This window comes from Xylophilus rhododendri, assembly GCF_009906855.1.
GTDB lineage: Bacteria > Pseudomonadota > Gammaproteobacteria > Burkholderiales > Burkholderiaceae_C > Xylophilus > Xylophilus rhododendri.
The window spans coordinates 647,798-665,181 of sequence record NZ_CP047650.1 but is presented as its reverse complement, the minus strand read 5'-3'; the positions used below and the strand labels follow the sequence as shown (position 1 = coordinate 665,181).

Annotated in this window: 18 protein-coding genes and 1 other RNA gene; 1 reads left to right on the top strand and 18 read right to left on the bottom strand. The window is 68.3% G+C overall.

Annotation, left to right across the window (positions count from 1 at the left end; translation table 11 throughout):
- Nucleotides 1-17: 17 nt before the first annotated feature.
- The 15 genes from GT347_RS03130 to GT347_RS03060 form a co-directional block, all read right to left on the bottom strand.
- Nucleotides 18-725, bottom strand: coding sequence for an SDR family NAD(P)-dependent oxidoreductase (locus GT347_RS03130; RefSeq protein WP_160550585.1), 708 nt, complete (start codon nucleotides 723-725; stop codon nucleotides 18-20).
- Nucleotides 726-729: 4 nt separating this feature from the next.
- The gene (locus tag GT347_RS03125) at nucleotides 730-1,434 is read right to left on the bottom strand and encodes a GntR family transcriptional regulator (RefSeq protein ID WP_160550584.1); all 705 of its coding nucleotides are present in this window, start codon (nucleotides 1,432-1,434) and stop codon (nucleotides 730-732) included.
- Nucleotides 1,435-1,478: 44 nt separating this feature from the next.
- Nucleotides 1,479-2,393, bottom strand: coding sequence for a DMT family transporter (locus GT347_RS03120; RefSeq protein WP_160550583.1), 915 nt, complete (start codon nucleotides 2,391-2,393; stop codon nucleotides 1,479-1,481).
- 16 nt (nucleotides 2,394-2,409) lie between these two features.
- Entirely contained in the window at nucleotides 2,410-3,681 is a 1,272-nt protein-coding gene (locus GT347_RS03115) for a Zn-dependent hydrolase (RefSeq protein WP_160550582.1), read from the bottom strand.
- Nucleotides 3,678-4,733, bottom strand: coding sequence for a histone deacetylase family protein (locus tag GT347_RS03110; RefSeq protein WP_160550581.1), 1,056 nt, complete (start codon nucleotides 4,731-4,733; stop codon nucleotides 3,678-3,680). The genes GT347_RS03115 and GT347_RS03110 overlap by 4 nt, the downstream gene beginning before the upstream one ends.
- 1 nt (nucleotide 4,734) lies before the next feature.
- On the bottom strand, nucleotides 4,735-6,108 hold the full coding sequence (locus GT347_RS03105; protein WP_160550580.1) for an aspartate aminotransferase family protein: 1,374 nt from the start codon (nucleotides 6,106-6,108) through the stop codon (nucleotides 4,735-4,737).
- Complete coding sequence (locus GT347_RS03100; RefSeq protein WP_229722651.1) at nucleotides 6,012-7,109, bottom strand: 2-hydroxyacid dehydrogenase; 1,098 nt, start codon at nucleotides 7,107-7,109, stop codon at nucleotides 6,012-6,014. The genes GT347_RS03105 and GT347_RS03100 overlap by 97 nt, the downstream gene beginning before the upstream one ends.
- The gene (locus tag GT347_RS03095; RefSeq protein ID WP_160550579.1) at nucleotides 7,106-8,770 is read right to left on the bottom strand and encodes an ABC transporter ATP-binding protein; all 1,665 of its coding nucleotides are present in this window, start codon (nucleotides 8,768-8,770) and stop codon (nucleotides 7,106-7,108) included. Before GT347_RS03095 ends, GT347_RS03100 begins: the two co-directional genes overlap by 4 nt.
- A gap of 1 nt (nucleotide 8,771) precedes the next feature.
- Entirely contained in the window at nucleotides 8,772-9,614 is an 843-nt protein-coding gene (locus tag GT347_RS03090; RefSeq protein ID WP_160550578.1) for an ABC transporter permease, read from the bottom strand.
- Nucleotides 9,615-9,633: 19 nt separating this feature from the next.
- Nucleotides 9,634-10,608 (bottom strand): ABC transporter permease, encoded by a 975-nt coding sequence (locus tag GT347_RS03085; RefSeq protein ID WP_160550577.1) that lies wholly within the window; start codon nucleotides 10,606-10,608, stop codon nucleotides 9,634-9,636.
- Between the two features lie 29 nt (nucleotides 10,609-10,637).
- The gene (locus GT347_RS03080; protein WP_160550576.1) at nucleotides 10,638-12,209 is read right to left on the bottom strand and encodes an ABC transporter substrate-binding protein; all 1,572 of its coding nucleotides are present in this window, start codon (nucleotides 12,207-12,209) and stop codon (nucleotides 10,638-10,640) included.
- Between the two features lie 104 nt (nucleotides 12,210-12,313).
- A complete protein-coding gene (locus tag GT347_RS03075; protein ID WP_160550575.1) occupies nucleotides 12,314-13,879 on the bottom strand; it encodes an ABC transporter substrate-binding protein in 1,566 nt (521 codons plus the stop codon).
- A gap of 57 nt (nucleotides 13,880-13,936) precedes the next feature.
- Nucleotides 13,937-14,755, bottom strand: a complete 819-nt coding sequence (locus GT347_RS03070) for a class II aldolase/adducin family protein (RefSeq protein WP_160550574.1) — start codon at nucleotides 14,753-14,755, stop codon at nucleotides 13,937-13,939.
- A gap of 168 nt (nucleotides 14,756-14,923) precedes the next feature.
- Complete coding sequence (plsY, locus tag GT347_RS03065) at nucleotides 14,924-15,559, bottom strand: glycerol-3-phosphate 1-O-acyltransferase PlsY (protein WP_160550573.1); 636 nt, start codon at nucleotides 15,557-15,559, stop codon at nucleotides 14,924-14,926.
- 35 nt (nucleotides 15,560-15,594) lie between these two features.
- The gene (locus GT347_RS03060; protein ID WP_160550572.1) at nucleotides 15,595-16,089 is read right to left on the bottom strand and encodes an aminoacyl-tRNA deacylase; all 495 of its coding nucleotides are present in this window, start codon (nucleotides 16,087-16,089) and stop codon (nucleotides 15,595-15,597) included.
- A 192-nt stretch (nucleotides 16,090-16,281) separates the two neighbouring features.
- Here GT347_RS03060 and GT347_RS03055 point away from each other — a divergent pair, with 192 nt between their 5' ends.
- Nucleotides 16,282-16,482 (top strand): hypothetical protein, encoded by a 201-nt coding sequence (locus tag GT347_RS03055; protein ID WP_160550571.1) that lies wholly within the window; start codon nucleotides 16,282-16,284, stop codon nucleotides 16,480-16,482.
- A gap of 99 nt (nucleotides 16,483-16,581) precedes the next feature.
- Here GT347_RS03055 and ssrS read toward each other — a convergent pair.
- The 3 genes from ssrS to GT347_RS03040 all read right to left on the bottom strand — a co-directional run bounded on the left by ssrS (nucleotide 16,582) and on the right by GT347_RS03040 (nucleotide 17,333).
- A non-coding RNA gene (gene ssrS, locus GT347_RS03050) (6S RNA) lies at nucleotides 16,582-16,762 on the bottom strand.
- Between the two features lie 32 nt (nucleotides 16,763-16,794).
- Nucleotides 16,795-17,103 carry a cell division protein ZapA gene (locus GT347_RS03045; RefSeq protein ID WP_160550570.1) on the bottom strand — a complete coding sequence of 103 codons (309 nt, stop codon included), beginning with the start codon at nucleotides 17,101-17,103 and terminating at the stop codon, nucleotides 16,795-16,797.
- The gene (locus tag GT347_RS03040) at nucleotides 17,100-17,333 is read right to left on the bottom strand and encodes a DUF904 domain-containing protein (protein ID WP_160550569.1); all 234 of its coding nucleotides are present in this window, start codon (nucleotides 17,331-17,333) and stop codon (nucleotides 17,100-17,102) included. Before GT347_RS03040 ends, GT347_RS03045 begins: the two co-directional genes overlap by 4 nt.
- Nucleotides 17,334-17,384: the final 51 nt, after the last annotated feature.

Sequence of the window (17,384 nt, the reverse complement as noted above, 5' to 3'; positions counted from 1 at the left end):
GATGGAATGAGAGCGGGTCAGAACTGAGGTTCGACCTGCCAGCTGATCGGTATCTCGGCCACGCTGGCGCTGGCCGGCAGCTCCAGCACGGTGCGGGCGATGCGGGCCACGTCCTCGGGACGGGTGAGCTTTTCCCACTGCTCGGTGGGCACGCCGACGGCCATGTCGGTGGCGACGAAGCCCGGGCACAGCGCCGTGCAGCGCACCCGGCTTTCGGCGCCGCAGTGGCGGATGCCGTGGGCCAGCGAAAGCACGGCGGCCTTGCTGAGCGCATAGAGCGATGCGCCCGGCGCCCGCACCCGTTTGCCGGCGAGCGATGCCATCACCAGCACCTTGGCCTCGTCGGCGGCCAGCAGGTGCGGCCAGGCATGGCGGGTCAGGCGCAGGGGCGATTTCACATTGACTTCGAGCAGGCGGTCGACTTCCTCGTCCGGTGCCTCGACCACCGACTGCGTGCTGATGATCCCGGCGTTGTGCACCAGCGCATCGATGCCTCCGAAGTCGCGCACCGTGGCGGCGACCCAGTCGGCCTCGGTCTGTTTCTGCTCGGCATCGAAGCGGTAGACCCGCACCCGGTCCGGCCCGAAGCCCTCGAAGCTGGCGGCGGTATTGCGTGCGCCGACACTGACCCGCCAGCCATGGCGCAGCAGCTCCTCCACGATGGCCCGGCCGATGCCGCGGGCACCGCCGCTGACCATGGCGACTTTGGAATGCGGGGTGTCCATGTCGTCAGTCCTTGAGGAACAGGCCGCGCACATGCTCCTGCGCGACTTCGAGGTGGTAGCGCAAGGCCTTCTGCACCGTGTCCACGTCGCGTGCGATCAGCGCCTGCGAGATCGGCCGGTGCGTCTCGGCCAGCGCATGGCGGTCGCCGTAGGTTTCCTCGGACAGCGCCAGGAACATGCGCACCTCGGTGCGCATGTTGCCGAACAGCCGCCAGAGGTAGTCGTTGCGCGAGAGTTCGCAGATATAGGCATGGAAGGCCAGGTCCAGCGCCACACGTTCGCCCTGGTCCAGCACGTCGGCCTTGGCGATCATCTCGTCGACCTTGCGGTCCACCTCGGCCAGTTCCTCGTCGGTGGCGTTGCGGCAGGCCAGCGCGGCGCTCATCAGCTCCAGGGTGATACGCACCTGGTAGAGGTCGTCCACCTGCTTGACCGAGATGGTGCGCACCGCGAAGCCGTGGCGCGGCCGCGAGACCAGCAGGCCCAGGCTCTCCAGCCGGCGCGCGGCCTCGCGCACCGGGGCGCGGCTCACGCCCATCTGGCGGGCGATCTCGGCCTCCACGATGCGTTCGCCGGGCCCCATGCGGCCGGAGAGGATGGCCTCCTGCAGGCGGGCCTCGACCACGCCGACCAGGTCGGGTACCTCGATCGAGGCGAAGGCGGGGGCCTTGGCCGGCTCCAGCGGTGCGAATACGGGCTTGGTGGCCATGGTGTGGATGTCTCCCGGTGTTCTTGTGGGTGTCTGTCTCTTGCCTAGCGCGACGGCCGCCCGGCCTTGGCCAGGTAGACGCCCGCCGCCACGATCAGCGCGATGCCGGCCAGGGCGATGCCATCGGGCGGCTTCTGGAACCAGACGGTGCTGATCAGCACCGCCAGCAGCAGCTGGATGTAGTTGAGCGGCGCCAGCGTGGCCGCGCTCACCCGGGCGAAGGCCGCCAGCAGCAGCAGTTGCGCGCAGCCGCTGACCAGCCCGCCGCCCAGCAGCACCAGCGCCATCGGCCAGGACGGCAGCGGGATGTGCGGCGCCAGCAGCGTGGGCACGCTGGTGACCACCAGGCAGACCAGCGCCATGTGGGCGAACTGCACCGGCGCCGGGATCAGGCCCGACAGCCGCCGGGTCAGGATCTGGAACATGGCATAGCAGACGGCCGCCAGCAGCATCGACAGCGTGCCCACCAGCGGCAGGTTGCCGCCCGGCCGCACCACCAGCAGCATGCCGGCGAAGCCCAGCGCCACGGCGGTCCACTGCACCCGGCCGACCTTCTCGCCCAGCAGCCAGGGCGAGAGCATCACCATGAAGAGCGGCGCGGTGAAGTAGAGCGCGGTGGATTCGGCCAGCGGCATGTAGACCAGGGCCGTCATGAAGCTGGTCGCCACCGTGGCCAGCATGAAGCTGCGCAGCCACAGCAGGCCCTGGTGCGGCTGGCGCCAGGGCATGGGGCCGCCGGGCCGGGCGCGCATGTGGCGCAGCAGCAGCACCAGCGACATGGTGACGATGGTGACGTAGCGCCCCAGGTTCACCATGCCCGGCGCCTGCGTCATCAGCATCTGCTTGGCGAAGGCGTCGTAGCTGGCGAAGGCGGCCAGGGCGCCCAGGAACAGCAGCACCCCGTCGCGGGTGGCGTGCCGCCCGGGGGCGCCGCGGGCCGTGTCGGTGGCGATGGCCATCGGGCTGCCGTCGCCCTCAGCCGGCGATGCCGGCACGGGTCAGCATCGCGCCCAGCAGCACGTTGGCTCCGGCTTCGAGGTGGCGCGGATCGGCATCCTCGATCTCGTTGTGGCTGATGCCGTCGCGGCAGGGCACGAAGATCATGGCGGTGGGCGCGACGCGGGCCATGTAGACCGCGTCGTGGCCGGCGCCGGTGAGGATGTCGCGGTGGCTGAGGCCCCGGGCGGCGGCCTCGCTGCGCACCGCTTCCACCATCTCGGCGGCGAAGGGCGTGGGCGGGAATTCCTGCACGAACTTCACATCGACCTCGACCGGGTAGCCGGTGGTCTTGCCCTCGGCCAGCTCGGTGGCGGCCTGGCGGAAGGCCTGCTCCATCGCATCGAGCTTGGCGGCATCCGGATGGCGGATGTCCACCGTGAAGCCGACCCGGCCCGGGATCACGTTGCGCGAGGCGGGGAACACGTTCACCACGCCCACCGTGCCGCGGCCGTGCGGCGCGAACTCGGGCGCGTTGGCGATGTCGACCACCTTCTGCATCAGGTGGGTGGCGGCGTACAGCGCGTCGCGGCGCAGCTCCATCGGCGTGGGGCCTGCATGGGCTTCCATGCCGGTCACGGTGATGTCGAACCAGCGCAAGCCGAGCGAGCCGGTGACCACGCCGATGACGGTGTCCTCGGCTTCCAGGATGGGGCCTTGCTCGATGTGGGCCTCGTAGTAGCTGCCGAGCGGCACGCTGCCGATGGGCGCGCCCTGGTCGTAGCCGATGGCCTTCAGCTCATCGCGCACCGAGAGGCCATCCACGTCCACCGCCGACAGGGCGGTCTCCAGCGGGAACACGCCGCAGTGCACGCCCGAGCCCATCATCACCGGCACGAAACGCGTGCCTTCCTCGTTGGTCCAGACCACCAGGGCCAGCGGGGCTTCGGTTTGGATGTTCTGCGCCTGCAGGGTGCGCATCACTTCCAGGCCGGCCATCACGCCGTAACAGCCGTCGAACTTGCCGCCGGTGGGCTGGGTGTCGATATGGCTGCCGGTGGCCACCGGCGGCAGGGCCATGTTGCGGCCGGGGCGCACGCCGAAGATGTTGCCGACGGCGTCCACCGTCACGGTCAGGCCCGCCTCGCGCATCCAGCCGCTGACCAGGTCGCGGCCCTGGCCGTCGAGCGCGGTCAGGGCGAGCCGGCAGTTGCCGCCCTTGGCGGTGGCGCCGATCCTGGCGAGTTCCATCAGGGCCGACCACATGCGGCCGCCGTCGATCGAGAGTTGGGTATCGAGCACGGCGTTCATGCCTCAAGTCCTTCGAGAAACGCGTCGAGCGCGGTGCCGATGGCGTCCACCATGTAGCCGCCTTCCTGCACCAGCACGGTGGGCACGCCGAGCGCACGCACCCGCTGGCCGGCCAGGCGGAAGCAGTCGTAGTCGAAGCCGAGCAGGGCGGTCGGGTCGCCCTTCAGGCCATCGAAGCCCAGGGGGATGACCAGTGCCTGGGCGCCGAACTGGCCGATGGCGGCGAAGGCGGTGTCCAGCGCGGCGGTGAATTCGGCGATGCCGCTGCCATGCACCAGCGGCAGGTTCAGGTTGTAGCCCTGGCCTTCGCCGGCGCCGGTCTCGTGGGCGTAGCCGGTGTACCAGGGGTACTGGCCGGCCGGATCGGCGTGGGTGGAGAGCGTGAACACATCGCTGCGTTCGTAGAAGATGTGCTGGGTGCCGTCGCCGTGGTGGGCGTCGATGTCGAGCACCGCCACGCGGTCGAACTTCTGGCGCAGGCGGGCCGCGGCCGCGGCGCTGTTGTTGGCGTAGCAGAAGCCGCCGGCGCGGTCGTAGTAGGCGTGATGGCCCGAGGGGCGGCACAGGCCGTAGGCCAGCGGGTCGCCGGCCAGCACCGCATCGGCAGCGGCCACGGCCGCATGCGAGGAGCGCAGGATGGAGCGCCAGCTGTTCGGCCCGATGGGGCAGGACAGGTCGGTGATGTAGTAGCCCGTGCGCGCCACGATGTGCGGCGAAGGGCAGGGGCCGCGCCGCTGTCCGGCCGCGTAGCTCACGCCGTAGGGCGAGCCGTTGGGCAGCACCTCGATGCCCGGGTCCTTGCCTTCGGCGCGCAGGGCTTCCCAGCGTTCGTAGGCCGTCTCCAGGTAGTCGAGGTAGTCGCTGCTGTGCACCTGCTCCAGCGGGGCGCGGCCGTAGTCGGGCGACTCCAGCACGGTGATGCCGCGGGTCTTAAGTGTGGCCATCAGCGCCTCGGCGCGGGCCGGCAGGTCGGTGGGGTGGACGATGCGGCCCAGGCGCATGAACTGCTGCGGGTCGTGCAGCAGCTGGTCGTCGGAGAAGAAGGCTTTCATCTCAGGCCTTCGCGAGCATCTCGGCTTCGAGCTTGTCGAAGGCGCGGGCGAGGCGGGCGAACATGTCGGTGACCTGCTCGGCGCTGATGATCAGCGGCGGGCACAGGCCGATGGCGTCGCCCATGGCGCGCACGATCACGCCTTCCTCCAGCGCCAGCGCGGCCAGGCGGTAGCCGACCTTCTGCTCTGGCGCGAAAGGCTTGTGCGCGGCCTTGTCGGCGACCAGTTCGATGGCGCCGATCAGGCCCACGCCGCGCACCTCGCCGACCATGGGGCGGTTCGCGAAGGCGCGCGCTGCGGCCTGGAACACGGGCGCGACCTTGGCCACGTTGCCCAGGATGTCCTCGTCCTCGTAGACCTTGAGCGTCTCCAGCGCCACGGCGCTGGCCACCGGATGGCCGGAGTAGGTGTAGCCATGGCCGAAGGTGCCGATCTTGCCGCTGTTGGCGGCGATGGCGTCGTAGACCTTGGCATTGACCATCACGGCCGAGATCGGCACATAGCCCGAGGACAGGGCCTTGGCGCAGGTCAGGATGTCGGGCCGCATGCCGAAGGTGGTCGAGCCGAACATGTTGCCGGTGCGGCCGAAGCCGCAGATCACCTCGTCGGCGATGAACAGGATGTCGTACTTGGCGAGAACCGCCTGCACCTTCTCGAAGTAGCCGGCCGGCGGCACCAGCACACCGCCTGCGCCCATGACGGGCTCGGCGATGAAGGCGGCGACGGTCTCCGGGCCCTCGGCCAGGATGGTCTGCTCCAGGCCTTCGGCCAGGCGGGTGGAGAAGGCGTCCTCGGTCTCGCCGGGCTTCGCGCCGTAGTAGTGGTGCGGTGTGTCCACATGCAGGAAACGCGCGAGCGGCAGGTCGAAGTCGCGGTGGTTGGCGTCCAGCCCGCCCAGGCTGGCGGCGGCCACGGTCACGCCGTGGTAGGCGCGCTTGCGGGCGATGATCTTCTTCTTCTCGGGCTTGCCGATGGCGTTGTGGTAGTACCAGACCATCTTCACCGCGCTGTCGTTGGCCTCGGAGCCGGAGTTGGCGAAGAAGACACGCGACATGGGCACCGGCGCGAGCTTGAGCAGGCGCTCGGCCAGTTCCACCACGGCCGGATTGGTCCGCTGGTTGAACGTGTGGTAGTAGGGCAGGGTGTTGAGCGCCTGGGTGCCGGCATCGGCCAGGCGCTTGTTGGAAAAGCCCAGCGAGGCGCACCACAGGCCGGACATGCCCTCGACATAACGCTTGCCCTCGTCGTCCACCACATGGATGCCGTCGCCCTTGACGATCACCAGCGGCGGCGTGCTGGGCAGCGCGGCCAGGTTGGTATAGGAATGCAGGTGGACGGCGACGTCCTTGCCGCCGATGGTGTTGCTGTCTTGCATGGGATGTTTTCCTTGGTTTTGCTGCAGGGGAGCGAGAGTTCAGTAGCCGCGGGCGTGGTCCAGCACCGGCAGTTCGTGGGCCGCCGCATCCAGGCGGGCCAGGTTCTCCGCCGTCTGGCGGGCCACGGTGGCGGGGTGGTGCGGGTGGCGATGTGCGGGGTGACCAGCACCTTGGGGTGGTGCCAGAAGGGATGGTCCTGCGGCAGCGGCTCGACGCGGAAGGCGTCCAGCGTGGCGAAGCCCAGGCGGCCGTCGTCGAGTGCGGCGATCAGGTCGGCGTCGACCAGCTGTTCGCCGCGGCCGGTGTTGATCAGGTGGGCGCCGCGCGGCAGCTGGTCGAAGAGTTTCGAGTCGAGCATGTCGCGGGTCTCGCCGGTCAGCGGCAGCAGGCAGATGAGCGTGTCGCAGCCGGAGAGGAACTCGGCCCGGCCGGCCTCGCCGTGGAAGCCTTCCAGGCCTTCGGGCAGATCGGTCTTGGCCGTGCGGCTCCAGCCGCGCACCTGGTAGCCGATGGCCAGCAGGGCCTTGGCCGCGGCCATGCCCAGCGTGCCCAGGCCGGCGATGCCGACGCGGTGGGTGACCGGCGGGATGATGGGCAGCAGCTCGTCCCAGCGGTTTTCGCGGGCGTTGTCCAGGAAGCCGTGCATCTTGCGCTGGCGCTGGATGACGGCCCAGCAGACATAGGCGGTCATGCCGCCGGCCATGTCGGTATCGACGATGCGGCAGATCGGCACCTGAGCCGGCAGGGCCGGGTCGCTGGTGATGTGGTCGGTGCCGGCGGCCACCGACTGCACCAGGCGCAGGTTGGGCAGGCTGCCGATCAGGCCGTGGGGCGGCGACCAGGTGACGACCACGTCGATCTCGGAGCGGTCGCCGAGGGTGTCGCGCTTGGTGTCGAAGAAGCGGAAATCGGCCTCGGGGAACTGGGCGCTGAAGGCCTTCAGCTGGTAGTCCATGCCGATGGTGCGGCTGGCGAAGGCGATGACGAGGGGCTTGCTCATACGGAGGTTTCCAGGGGAATGGCTTCGGCCGCGCCGGGCTGCTGCGCGATGCGCGGCACGGCCTCGATCAGGGTGCGGGTGTAGGCATGCTGCGGGTTGGCGAGCACCTTGGCAGTCTCGCCGTATTCGACGATGGTGCCGCGCTGCATCACGGCGATGTGGTCGCACATCTCGCCGGCCACACGCAGGTCATGGGTGATGAAGACCATGGCCAGCTGGAATTTCTCGCGCACCTCGGCGAAGAGCTTGAGCACCTGCGCCTGCACCGAGACATCGAGCGCGGACACCGGCTCGTCGGCCACCAGCAGCTCGGGCTGCATGGCCAGCGCGCGGGCGATGCCGATGCGCTGGCGCTGGCCGCCGGAGAACTGGTGCGGGAAGCGGTCGGCGGCCTCCGGGCCCAGGCCCACCAGCTGCAGCAGCTCGATGGCGCGGGCCATGGCCTCGGCCTTGGACACGCCCTGGGCGATCGGCCCCTGCGCGATCGCCGCGCCCACGCGGTGGCGCGGGTTGAGCGAGGCATACGGGTCCTGGAAGACCATCTGGATCTTGCCGCGCGACTGCGCGCGGAACTCGGCGCCGGAGGCGGCCAGCACCTTGCCCTTGAACATGATGCGGCCGCTGTCGAAGGGGTTCAGGCCCACGATGCAGCGGCCCACGGTGGACTTGCCGGAGCCGGACTCGCCCACGATGCCCAGCGTCTGGCCGCGCCGCAGTTCGAAGTTCAGGCCGTTGCAGGCATGCACCCGGCGGCCGGGCTTGAACAGGCTGCCGCCGGTGACGTAGGTCTTGTGCAGGTCCTGCACCTGCAGCACGAAGGGTTCCTGGCTGGCGCCCTCGGGCTCGCGCATGGTGCCCTGCGGGATGGCGGCGATCAGCTTGCGGGTGTAGGGGTGCTGGGGGTTGGTCAGCACGTCCTTGGCCGCGCCGGCTTCGACGGCGATGCCGGTCTGCATCACCACCACCTGGTCGGCGATCTCGGAGACCACGCCGAAGTCGTGGGTGATGAAGAGCACGGCCGTGCCCTTGCGTTGCTGCAGCTCGCGGATCAGCTTGAGGATCTGCGCCTGCGTGGTCACGTCGAGCGCGGTGGTGGGCTCGTCGCAGATCAGCACGGCCGGCTCCATGGCCAGGGCGCAGGCGATGATGACCCGCTGGCGCTGGCCGCCCGAGAGGCGGAAGGGATAGCTGTCGATCAGCACCTCGGGCTCGGGCAGGCCGACGTCGGTGAGCGCCGCGATGATGCGGCTGCGTTTCTCGGCGGCGCTGAGGTTGACGTGCGCATCGAACACCTCGGCGATCTGGTCGCCGATGCGCATCACCGGGTTCAGCGCCGTCATCGGCTCCTGGAACACCATGCCGATGCGCCGGCCGCGCAGGGTGCGCAGCTGGTTCTCGTCGAGCTTCAACAGGTCCTGCCCGTCGAACAGGATGCTGCCGGCCACAGGCTCCACATGCGGGCGGGGCAGCAGGCCCATGATGGCGTTGGCGATCATGGATTTGCCCGAGCCCGATTCGCCGACCACACACAGGGTCTGGCCCGGCAGGAGCTGCAGCGCGGCGCCCTTGACGGCGAGTTCGCGGTCGCCGCCCTTGGGCAGGCGGATGTCCAGGCCGGTGACTTCCAGCACGGGTTTCATGGTTTGCGTGGAGGTCGTCATGTCAGCGGCCCTTTCCGTCGGAGCGTGCGTTGAGGCCGTCGTTCAGGCCTTCGCCGACCAGGTTGAGTGCGAGCACGGTCAGCAGGATGGCGACGCCGGGGAACAGCGCCATCCACCAGGCCTGGCGCAGCACGGTGCGGGCCGAACCCACCATATAGCCCCAGCTCATCTGGTTGGGATCGCCCAGGCCCAGGAAGCTCAGCGAGGACTCCAGCAGGATGGCGGTGGCGATCATCAGCGAGGCCATCACCACGATGGGCGAGGCGGCGTTGGGCAGGATCTGGGTGAGGATGATGCGCGGCGTGGACTGGCCGGCCAGCTCGGCGGCGGCCACGAAGTCGCGCTGGCGCAGGGTGAGGAATTCGCTGCGCACCAGGCGCGCCACCGGCGGCCAGGAGACGATGGCGATGGCCACCACGATGCTTTTCACCGAGGGCTCGAAGATGGCCACCAGCACGATGGCCAGGGCGAAGCTGGGGATGGCCTGGAACAGCTCGGTAAAACGCATCAGGGCCGAGTCGATCCAGCGGCCGAAGTAGCCGGCGATGGCGCCGATGGTCACTCCGATCAGCAGCGAGACCACGGTCGAGACCATGCCGATCAAGAGCGACACCCGTGCGCCGCCGACGATGCCCGAGAGGATGTCGCGGCCCATGGTGTCGGTGCCCAGGGGCAGTTCCTTGTCGGTCATGGGATGCTGGAAGGGCTGGCCGACCATGTCCCAGGGGCTGTTGGTGGCCAGCCAGGGGCCGAAGGCCACGACCAGGCCGACCAGGGCCAGCACGACCAGGCCGAAGAGGGCGCCCTTGTTGCGGCAGAAGCGCTGCCAGAAAGTTGTCTTCATGGGGTTCTTTCCGTGTGGATCAGGACAACTCGATCCGGGGATCGACCAGCGTGTAGACCAGGTCGGTGATCAGGTTGAACAGCACGGCCATGGCCGCGGTGAACAGGAAGCAGCCCAGCAGCAGGTTGTAGTCGCGCTGCAGCAGGGCGTCGAACATCAGGCGGCCGATGCCGGGCCAGGCGAAGACGGTCTCGGTGAGCACCGCGCCGCCTATCATCCCGCCGGCCTGGATGCCGGCCAGGGTCACCACCGGCAGCAGGGCGTTGCGCAGGATGTGGTTGCGCTGGATGCGGGCCGGTCGCACGCCCTTGGCGCGGGCGGTCTTGACGAAGTCCATCTGCGCCACTTCCAGCATCGAGGCGCGGGTCATGCGGGCATAGACGGCCATGTAGAACAGGGCCAGGGTCAGCGAAGGCAGCAGCAGGTGCTGGAAGATGTCCCAGGCCTTGGCGAAACCGTGCAGGTCGGCGCCGACGGTGAAGAAGCCGAAGGCCGGCAGCCAGTCGAGCTGCACGGTGAAGACCAGCACCGCCATCATGGCCAGCCAGTAGAGCGGCGTGGCGTAGAAGATCAGCGCGACCACGGTGATCACGCTGTCCACCCAGCTGCCGGCGTGGCGGCTGGCCAGCGCGCCCAGGCCGACGCCGAAGATCAGCGAGAGCACGAAGGCCGAGCCGGTCAGCAGCAGGGTGGCGGGCAGGCGGTCCATGATGAGCTTGACCACCGGCTGCTGCTGCCGGTAGGAGTAGCCCAGGTCCAGCTGCACCACGTGGGTAAGGTAGGTGCCCAGCTGTTCGGGCAGGGACTTGTCCAGGCCGAACTGCTTGCGCAGCTGGGCGACGAACTGCGGGTCCGACGCACCGGCCTCGCCGGCCATGATGGACACCGGGTCGCCCGGCGCGGAATGCACCAGCATGAAGTTGGCGGTGGCGATCAGCACCAGGGCCAGCAGGCCCTGGACGATTCGCACGGACATGAATTGCAGACGTTTCATCGTGTGCTCCGGTTATGCGGGCGGCGTTGTCAGGCGACCCAGGCGCGCGCCAGGCCGTCGTTCAGCCCGGTGGCCGAGTTGATCGGGTTGTGCACGCGGGCACGGAAGAGGGTGGGGAAATTCAGTTCGTGCAGCCAGGCCACCGGCATCTGCTCGACCAGCAGCTTCTGCACCTCGTAATAGGCGGCCTGGCGCTTGGCCGGATCGGTCTCCTTCTGGCCCTGTTCGAAGAGCGCATCGACCTGCGGGTTGCTGAAGCCCTCCACGTTGTTGAAGGGCGAGCCCTTCTCGATGTTGCTGCTGGTGTAGTTGCGGGCCACGCCGAGCGCCGGGTCGCCGTGCTGGTAGAGGAAGTTGAAGGCCAGGTCGAAATCCCACTCGTTCAGGCGCTGGTTCCAGCCGGCCACGTCGGTGGGCACCATCTCGACCTTGATGCCGATCTCCTGCAGGTTGAGCCGGGTGATCTCGGCCATGCGCTGCCAGGTCTCGCCGTAGGGCAGGGGCAGCAGCTTGAGGGTCTCGCCCTTGTAGCCGGAGGCTGCCAGCAGCTTCATGGCCTTGTCCTTGTCGCGGGCGAGCTTGGGCAGGTCGGCGCGGAAGTATTTCAGGTGGCTGTTGAAGGCGCCGGTGGCCACGTCGGCATAGCCGTACCAGGCGACCTTGCGCATGCCTTCGCGGTCGAGGGCCAGGCTGAGCGCCTGGCGGAACTCGACCTTGTCCATCGGCGCCTTGCGGTTGTTGATGTTGATCCAGGACAGCGGCGCGAACATCTCCCAGCCCTTGGTGCTGAGCTGCACGCCGGGCAGCTTGGCCATGCGGGCCACGTCGAAGTATTCGGCCGAGCCGCCGGGCAGGATGTCGATCTTGCCGGACTCGAAGGCCGCGGCGCGGGCGGCGGCGTCGGGGATCACGTGGAAGTACAGGCTGTCGACCAGCGGCACCTGCGGCACGTGGTACTGCTCGTTGCGCACCAGCTGGATGAAGCTGCCGCGCGACCATTCCTTGAACCTGAAGGGGCCGGTGCCGATGGGCGTGGCATTGGCCGGGTGCTTGAGGAAATCGGCCGCGCCTTCGTAGATGTGTCTGGGCACCATCGGCATGCCGTTGGCCGGGAAGATGCCGAGGAAGGGGCCGAAGGGGTATTTGAGCCTGAACTCGACGGTCAGCGGATCGAGCGCCTTGATGCTCTCCACCGCCACGATGTTGCTGCGCGCCCGTGCATGCACCTTGCGCAGGAACACGTCGATGGAGAAGACCACGTCGGCCGAGGTGAAGGGCTGGCCGTCGTGCCATTTCACGCCGGGCTTGAGCTTGAAGACGTAGGTCAGGCCGTCGGGGCTGACCGTCCAGGAGGTGGCCAGCGAGGGCTGGGGCACCAGCTTCTCGTCGTAGCTCAGCAGGCCTTCGTAGATGTTGCCGCCCACCAGCAGGGCCGGGCCGTTGGAGATGGTGCCGATCATGATGCTCGGCGGCTCGGGCTGCAGCGCGACGTTGATCGTGCCGCCCCGGGTGCCGGCGGCCAGCAGGTGCAGGGGAATGCCGGCCAGGGTCAGGCCGGTGGCGGAGGCGGCGGCCGTCTGGAGGAGCTTGCGACGTTTCATGCGGAGGGCGGATCCTGGGAGGTCATGGGGCAATGCGGCGGCCGCGACCCCTGCCGGAACAGGGGCCGTGGCCGGCCGACGCGGGCGTCGGCTGTGGGGCGGGATCAGGCCAGGGTCGCGCGGCCCAGGCTGTCGTTCAGGCCGATGCCGGAGCTGACCGGGTTCTTCACCTTGGTGCGGTAGAGCGTGGGGAAGTTGATCTCGTGCAGCCAGGCGACCGGCACGTCGGTGACCAAGATCTTCTGCACTTCCAGGTAGATCGCCTTGCGCTTCTCGGGATCGGCTTCCTTGGCGCCGGCGGCGAAGAGCTCGTCGACCTTGGGGTTGCTGTAGCCCGAGACGTTGTTGAAGGGCGAGCCCTTGGCGATGCTGTCGCTGGTGTAGTTGCGCGACACCCCGAGTGCCGGCTCACCGTACTGGTAGACGTAGGTGAAGGCCAGGTCGAAGTCCCATTCGTTGCAGCGCTGGTTCCAGCCGGCGACGTCGGTGGCGACCATCTCGACCTTCACGCCGGCCTGGGTCAGGTTCTGGCGCACGATCTCGGCCTGGCGCTGCCAGGATTCGCCGTAGGGCAGGGGCAGCAGGCGGATGGTCTCGCCCTTGTAGCCAGCTTCTGCGAACAGGGCCTTGGCCTTGGCGGTGTCCTTCGGATACTTCGGCACATCGGTGCTGGCGAAGGCGATGTGGCTGTTGAACGGGCCGGTGGCGGGCTTGGCGAAGCCGTACCAGGCGATCTTGGCCATGGCCTCGCGGTCGATGGCGGTCCAGATGGCCTGGCGGAACTTGACCGTGTCCATCGGTGCCTTGCGGTTGTTGATCCACAGCCACGACTGCGGCGAGAAGAACTCCCAGCCCTTGGTGGTGACGGCGGTGCCGGGCAGTTTCGACAGGCGATCCACGTCGAAGTATTCGACGGTGCCGCCGGGTGCGATGTCGATCTTGCCGGACTCGAAGGCGGCGGCACGCGCAGCGCCGTCGGGGATCACGTGGAAGTACACGTTCTCCACGCCCGGCACGCCGGGCTGGTGGTATTGCTCGTTGGCGACCAGCTGGATGTAGCTGCCCTTGTTCCATTCCTTGAACTTGAGCGGGCCGGTGCCGATGGGCGTGTTGTTGGCCGGGTTGGTGGCGAAGTCGGTGCCTTCGTAGATGTGCTGCGGGACCATGGGCATGGTGCCGTTCTCGAAGATGCCGAGGAAGGGGCCGAAGGGCTGCTTGAGGGTGAACTGCACCGTCAGCGGATCCAGCGCCTTGATCGATTCCACCTGGGCCAGGCTGGCGCGGAAACGTGCGTGCATCTTGCGCAGGAAGACGTCGCAGGAGAAGACCACGTCGGCCGAGGTGAAGGGCTTGCCGTCATGCCACTTCACGCCGGGCTTCAGCTTGAAGGTGTAGACCTTGGCGTCGGGGCTGACCGTCCAGGACGTGGCCAGCTGGGGCATGGGCTTGAGGTTCTCGTCGTAGCGCAGCAGGCCTTCGTAGATGTTGCCGGCGATCAGCTGCGTGGGGCCGTTCTGCACGATGCCCATCATCAGTCCGGGCGGCTCGGGCTGCACCAGCACGTTGATCGTGCCCTTCCTGGTTTGCGCCAGGGAGTGCAGCGGCACGCCGGCGATCGACAGGCCGAAGGCGGCGGCGGGAGCAGCTTGGAGCAGGTGGCGACGTTTCATGATGAAGAACGATCCTTTTCTGTGGGATGGACTGGCGATGCGACGGAGGGGGAAATCTCAGGAACGGTAGGAGGCGGTGGAGGCGGGTTCGAGCCGCTGCAGCAGGGCGCGCCACTCGCGGGTGTAGGGATCGGGTGCGTCGGGCAGGCGGTTGGTGTCGCCGCTCTCGTACTGGCGGGCGGTGAGTTCGCAGACCTCGTGCGGCACCGGGTGGATCGCCTGGCCGGTGCTCTGCAGGGCCACCTGCACCTTGCAGGCGCGCTCCAGGTTGTGCATGAGGATGAAGGCCTCGGCGACGCTGCGGCCGGCCGTCAGCAGGCCGTGGTTGCGCAGGATCATGGTGCGGGCGGTGGGGCCCAGATCGGCCACCAGGCGCTCGCGCTCCTCGTGGTTGAGGGCGATGCCCTCGTAGCTGTGATAGACGACGCGGTTGTAGAACTGCAGCGCCCACTGGTTGCAGGGCTGCAGCCCGCCGGTCATCGAGGCCACCGCCACGCCGGCCACGGTGTGGGTGTGCAGCACGCAGGCCGCGTCGTGGCGGGCGGCGTGCACGGCGCTGTGGATGGTGAAGCCGGCGGGGTTCACGTCGTAGTCGCTGGGCTCGACGATGTTGCCGTCGAGGTCGATCTTCACCAGCGAGGAGGCGGTGATGTCGCGGAACAGCACGCCGAAGGGGTTGATCAGGAACTGGTCGTGCCGGCCGGGAACACGCGCCGAGATGTGGGTGTAGATGCCGTCGTCCATGCCGAAGTGGGCGACCAGGCGGTAGCAGGCGGCGAGTTCCTCGCGCACCCGGCGCTCGGCTTCGGAGATGCCGGGCAGGAAGCCGGTGGTGCGGCGGATCGGGACTGCGCCCGAGATGGCTGTGCGTTCCATGCGTTTCTCCGTTTGCGGCAGGCTTTTTCTACTGCGGCAGGGTTCTGTCAGCTGTCGACAGATGACATTACGCATGGAACGTGCCCGGTTCCTGTTGAGGAAAAACCCGGCTTTGTCGGAGAAATCGCCTGATCTTGGGGCGCCAGGCGCACCAAAAAGGCGACGGGCTCAGCGCTTCTTCTTGCTGCCCAGGCGCGACTCCTGGCCGGCCAGCAGGCGCTGGATGTTGAGGCGGTGGCGCCAGACCAGCAGGGCCGCCATCACCACCGTCGCCGCCACCAGCGCCGTCGAGCGCGGCCAGGCGATGCCGCCGCCCAGCACCAGATAGAAGGGCGCGAACACGGCGGCCACCAGCGCCGCCAGCGAGGAGTAGCGGAAGAACCCAGCCACGATGATCCAGGTCAGCAGCGTGGCCAGCCCCAGCAGCGGTGCGATGCCCAGCAGCACGCCGGCAGCGGTGGCCACGCCCTTGCCGCCCTGGAAGCGGAAGAACACCGGATAGAGGTGGCCGAGAAAGGCGGCCAGCCCTGCGAGCGCGACCGCGGTGTCGTCCAGCCCATGGGCCGGGCCGAACACCCGCACCAGGAAGACCGGCAGCCAGCCCTTGGCCGCATCCAGCAGCAGCGTGGCGATGGCGGCCTTCTTGCTGCCCGAGCGCAGCACATTGGTCGCACCCGGATTGCCGCTGCCGTAGCTGCGCGGATCGGCCAGGCCCATGGAGCGGCTGACCAGCACCGCGAAGGACAGGGAGCCGATCAGGTAGGCCGCGAGGGTGCAGAGCACGGTGAGCAAGGTGGGGGACATGGGATCGTTGTTCTGGTGAAGGCCGAGGGGCGCGGCTATTCTGCCAGCGCGCATTGCACCGGTTTCGCCCCCAGCAGGCGCACGCAGACCTGCGGATCCAGCCCCACCAGATAGCCGCGCCGGCCGCCGTTGATGCAGATGCGCGGCAGCTCCAGGATGCTCGATTCGATGAACACCCGCATCTCGCGTCTGGTGCCGAAGGGCGAGGTGCCGCCGACCAGGTAGCCGCTGTGCCGGTGGGCCACCTCGGGCTTGCAGGGCTCGACCGACTTGGCGCCGATCTGGCGCGCCAGGTTCTTGGTGGAGACGGTGCGGTTGCCGTGCATCAGCACCAGCAGGGGTTTGGCATCCTGGTCCTGCATGACCAGGGTCTTGACGACAGTGAACGGGTCCATGCCCAGCACCGCCGCGCTGTGCTGGGCGCCGCCGTGTTCCAGGTATTCGTAGGGGTGTTCGGTGAACTCGACCCGTTCCTGCCGGAGGACCTGGGTGGCGGGGGTTTCGCTGATATGCGGCTGCTTCTTGGCCATGGCTCGTTGCTTCTGGGGCGGACGCGATGCTACTGCGCGGGAAATGGACGAAGCGCCAAAAATGCCCGCATGGGCACGAGTCCATGACGGAATTAGGGGATTGCGTCCTACACGTAAACCCCAGGCTGACACATAGAGTTTCAGGCAGATAGGCCTGCTCACTTGGGCTTCCATTCTCCAACCGAGCGCGACATGCCCGATTCCTCCACCCTTGTCTGGATCTTCGTCCTCGTCACGCTGCTGCCCGGCCTGGGACTGTTGATGGCGGACCGCCTGCCTTCCCAGGCTCGGTCCGGCCTGCTGCTCGCCTGTTCCGGTGCATGGCTGGCGATGGCCTGCCTGGTGGTGGCCACCGCTGCGATGAACTATGGCCTGGGCTCCTTGAGCAGCTGAAACGCCTGAGCTGCACCGCCATGAGCCCGCCGAGCCGCGGGCTTTTTCATGCCCAAAGCAAAATGGCTGCCGCGGGGGCAGCCATTTGGCCGGATGTACGAGGTGTCTGCAGTCGCCACCGAGCCCTCATCCTGAACCGGGGGTTCAGGTGGGCCAGGGCAGCCAGGCATTGGGTTCGTCTGACGCGAGACGATCACGCTTGCCTGGCAATGTACCTAGCCCTTGCTCAGGGAGCATTGGTTCAAGGAAATATAAGACCCGGCGTGCGCCGCAGACACGTTTGTATTGTACGGCCACACGAAGGCAGCGGCGTTACAGAAGCCGTCCGTCTTCGGCCAGGGCATCGTCGAGGCGGCGCAGCAGGCTGGTCCAGAGCGCGGCGTCGGATTCCGGGTCGCCGGGCGTGGCGGGCGCGGGGGCAGGGCGCTCGGCCGCGTCGAAGGCCAGGTTCAGCGCGGCCAGCACGGCGATGCGGTCGCGCGCGCGGATCTTGCCGGCGTCGCGGATACGCGTCATGGCCAGGTTGACCTTCTCGGCGGCCTCGCGCAGGCGGGTCTCGCCGCCGTCGGGGCAGCCCAGCAGGTAGCCCTGGCCGAGGATCTGCACTTCGATCTGTTTCATGCGCGGCCTCCATCGGTTTCGCTGTCGAGCGCCAGCGGCAGGCGCTCCAGCACCGCATCCACCCGCACCCGCGCGGCATGCAGGCGCACCTGCAGGGCGTCGCGCTCGCGGGTGAGGCTGGCGACCTGCTCGGCCAGCAGGGCATTGGTGCGGCGCAGCTCGGCATGGCGCAACAGCAATCGTTCTACGCGCTCGGCGACTTGCTCAAGGGGGACGGAGGATTGGGCCATGGCCCATGATTGTAGGGTTTTGAAACATGCGTCCGAAAGATCGCCGGGTGG

What these genes read in the sequence shown, in the direction of transcription:
- GT347_RS03085 (WP_160550577.1), bottom strand. Translation starts at nt 10,608, where the DNA reads ATGAAACGTCTGCAATTCATGTCCGTGCGAATCGTCCAGGGCCTGCTG.
- GT347_RS03105 (WP_160550580.1), bottom strand. Translation starts at nt 6,108, where the DNA reads ATGCAAGACAGCAACACCATCGGCGGCAAGGACGTCGCCGTCCACCTG.
- GT347_RS03120 (WP_160550583.1), bottom strand. Translation starts at nt 2,393, where the DNA reads ATGGCCATCGCCACCGACACGGCCCGCGGCGCCCCCGGGCGGCACGCC.
- GT347_RS03045 (WP_160550570.1), bottom strand. Translation starts at nt 17,103, where the DNA reads ATGAAACAGATCGAAGTGCAGATCCTCGGCCAGGGCTACCTGCTGGGC.
- GT347_RS03095 (WP_160550579.1), bottom strand. Translation starts at nt 8,770, where the DNA reads ATGACGACCTCCACGCAAACCATGAAACCCGTGCTGGAAGTCACCGGC.
- GT347_RS03075 (WP_160550575.1), bottom strand. Translation starts at nt 13,879, where the DNA reads ATGAAACGTCGCCACCTGCTCCAAGCTGCTCCCGCCGCCGCCTTCGGC.
- GT347_RS03130 (WP_160550585.1), bottom strand. Translation starts at nt 725, where the DNA reads ATGGACACCCCGCATTCCAAAGTCGCCATGGTCAGCGGCGGTGCCCGC.
- GT347_RS03070 (WP_160550574.1), bottom strand. Translation starts at nt 14,755, where the DNA reads ATGGAACGCACAGCCATCTCGGGCGCAGTCCCGATCCGCCGCACCACC.
- GT347_RS03125 (WP_160550584.1), bottom strand. Translation starts at nt 1,434, where the DNA reads ATGGCCACCAAGCCCGTATTCGCACCGCTGGAGCCGGCCAAGGCCCCC.
- GT347_RS03060 (WP_160550572.1), bottom strand. Translation starts at nt 16,089, where the DNA reads ATGGCCAAGAAGCAGCCGCATATCAGCGAAACCCCCGCCACCCAGGTC.
- GT347_RS03115 (WP_160550582.1), bottom strand. Translation starts at nt 3,681, where the DNA reads ATGAACGCCGTGCTCGATACCCAACTCTCGATCGACGGCGGCCGCATG.
- GT347_RS03100 (WP_229722651.1), bottom strand. Translation starts at nt 7,109, where the DNA reads ATGAGCAAGCCCCTCGTCATCGCCTTCGCCAGCCGCACCATCGGCATG.
- GT347_RS03090 (WP_160550578.1), bottom strand. Translation starts at nt 9,614, where the DNA reads ATGAAGACAACTTTCTGGCAGCGCTTCTGCCGCAACAAGGGCGCCCTC.
- plsY (WP_160550573.1), bottom strand. Translation starts at nt 15,559, where the DNA reads ATGTCCCCCACCTTGCTCACCGTGCTCTGCACCCTCGCGGCCTACCTG.
- GT347_RS03110 (WP_160550581.1), bottom strand. Translation starts at nt 4,733, where the DNA reads ATGAAAGCCTTCTTCTCCGACGACCAGCTGCTGCACGACCCGCAGCAG.
- GT347_RS03080 (WP_160550576.1), bottom strand. Translation starts at nt 12,209, where the DNA reads ATGAAACGTCGCAAGCTCCTCCAGACGGCCGCCGCCTCCGCCACCGGC.
- GT347_RS03055 (WP_160550571.1), top strand. Translation starts at nt 16,282, where the DNA reads ATGCCCGATTCCTCCACCCTTGTCTGGATCTTCGTCCTCGTCACGCTG.
- GT347_RS03040 (WP_160550569.1), bottom strand. Translation starts at nt 17,333, where the DNA reads ATGGCCCAATCCTCCGTCCCCCTTGAGCAAGTCGCCGAGCGCGTAGAA.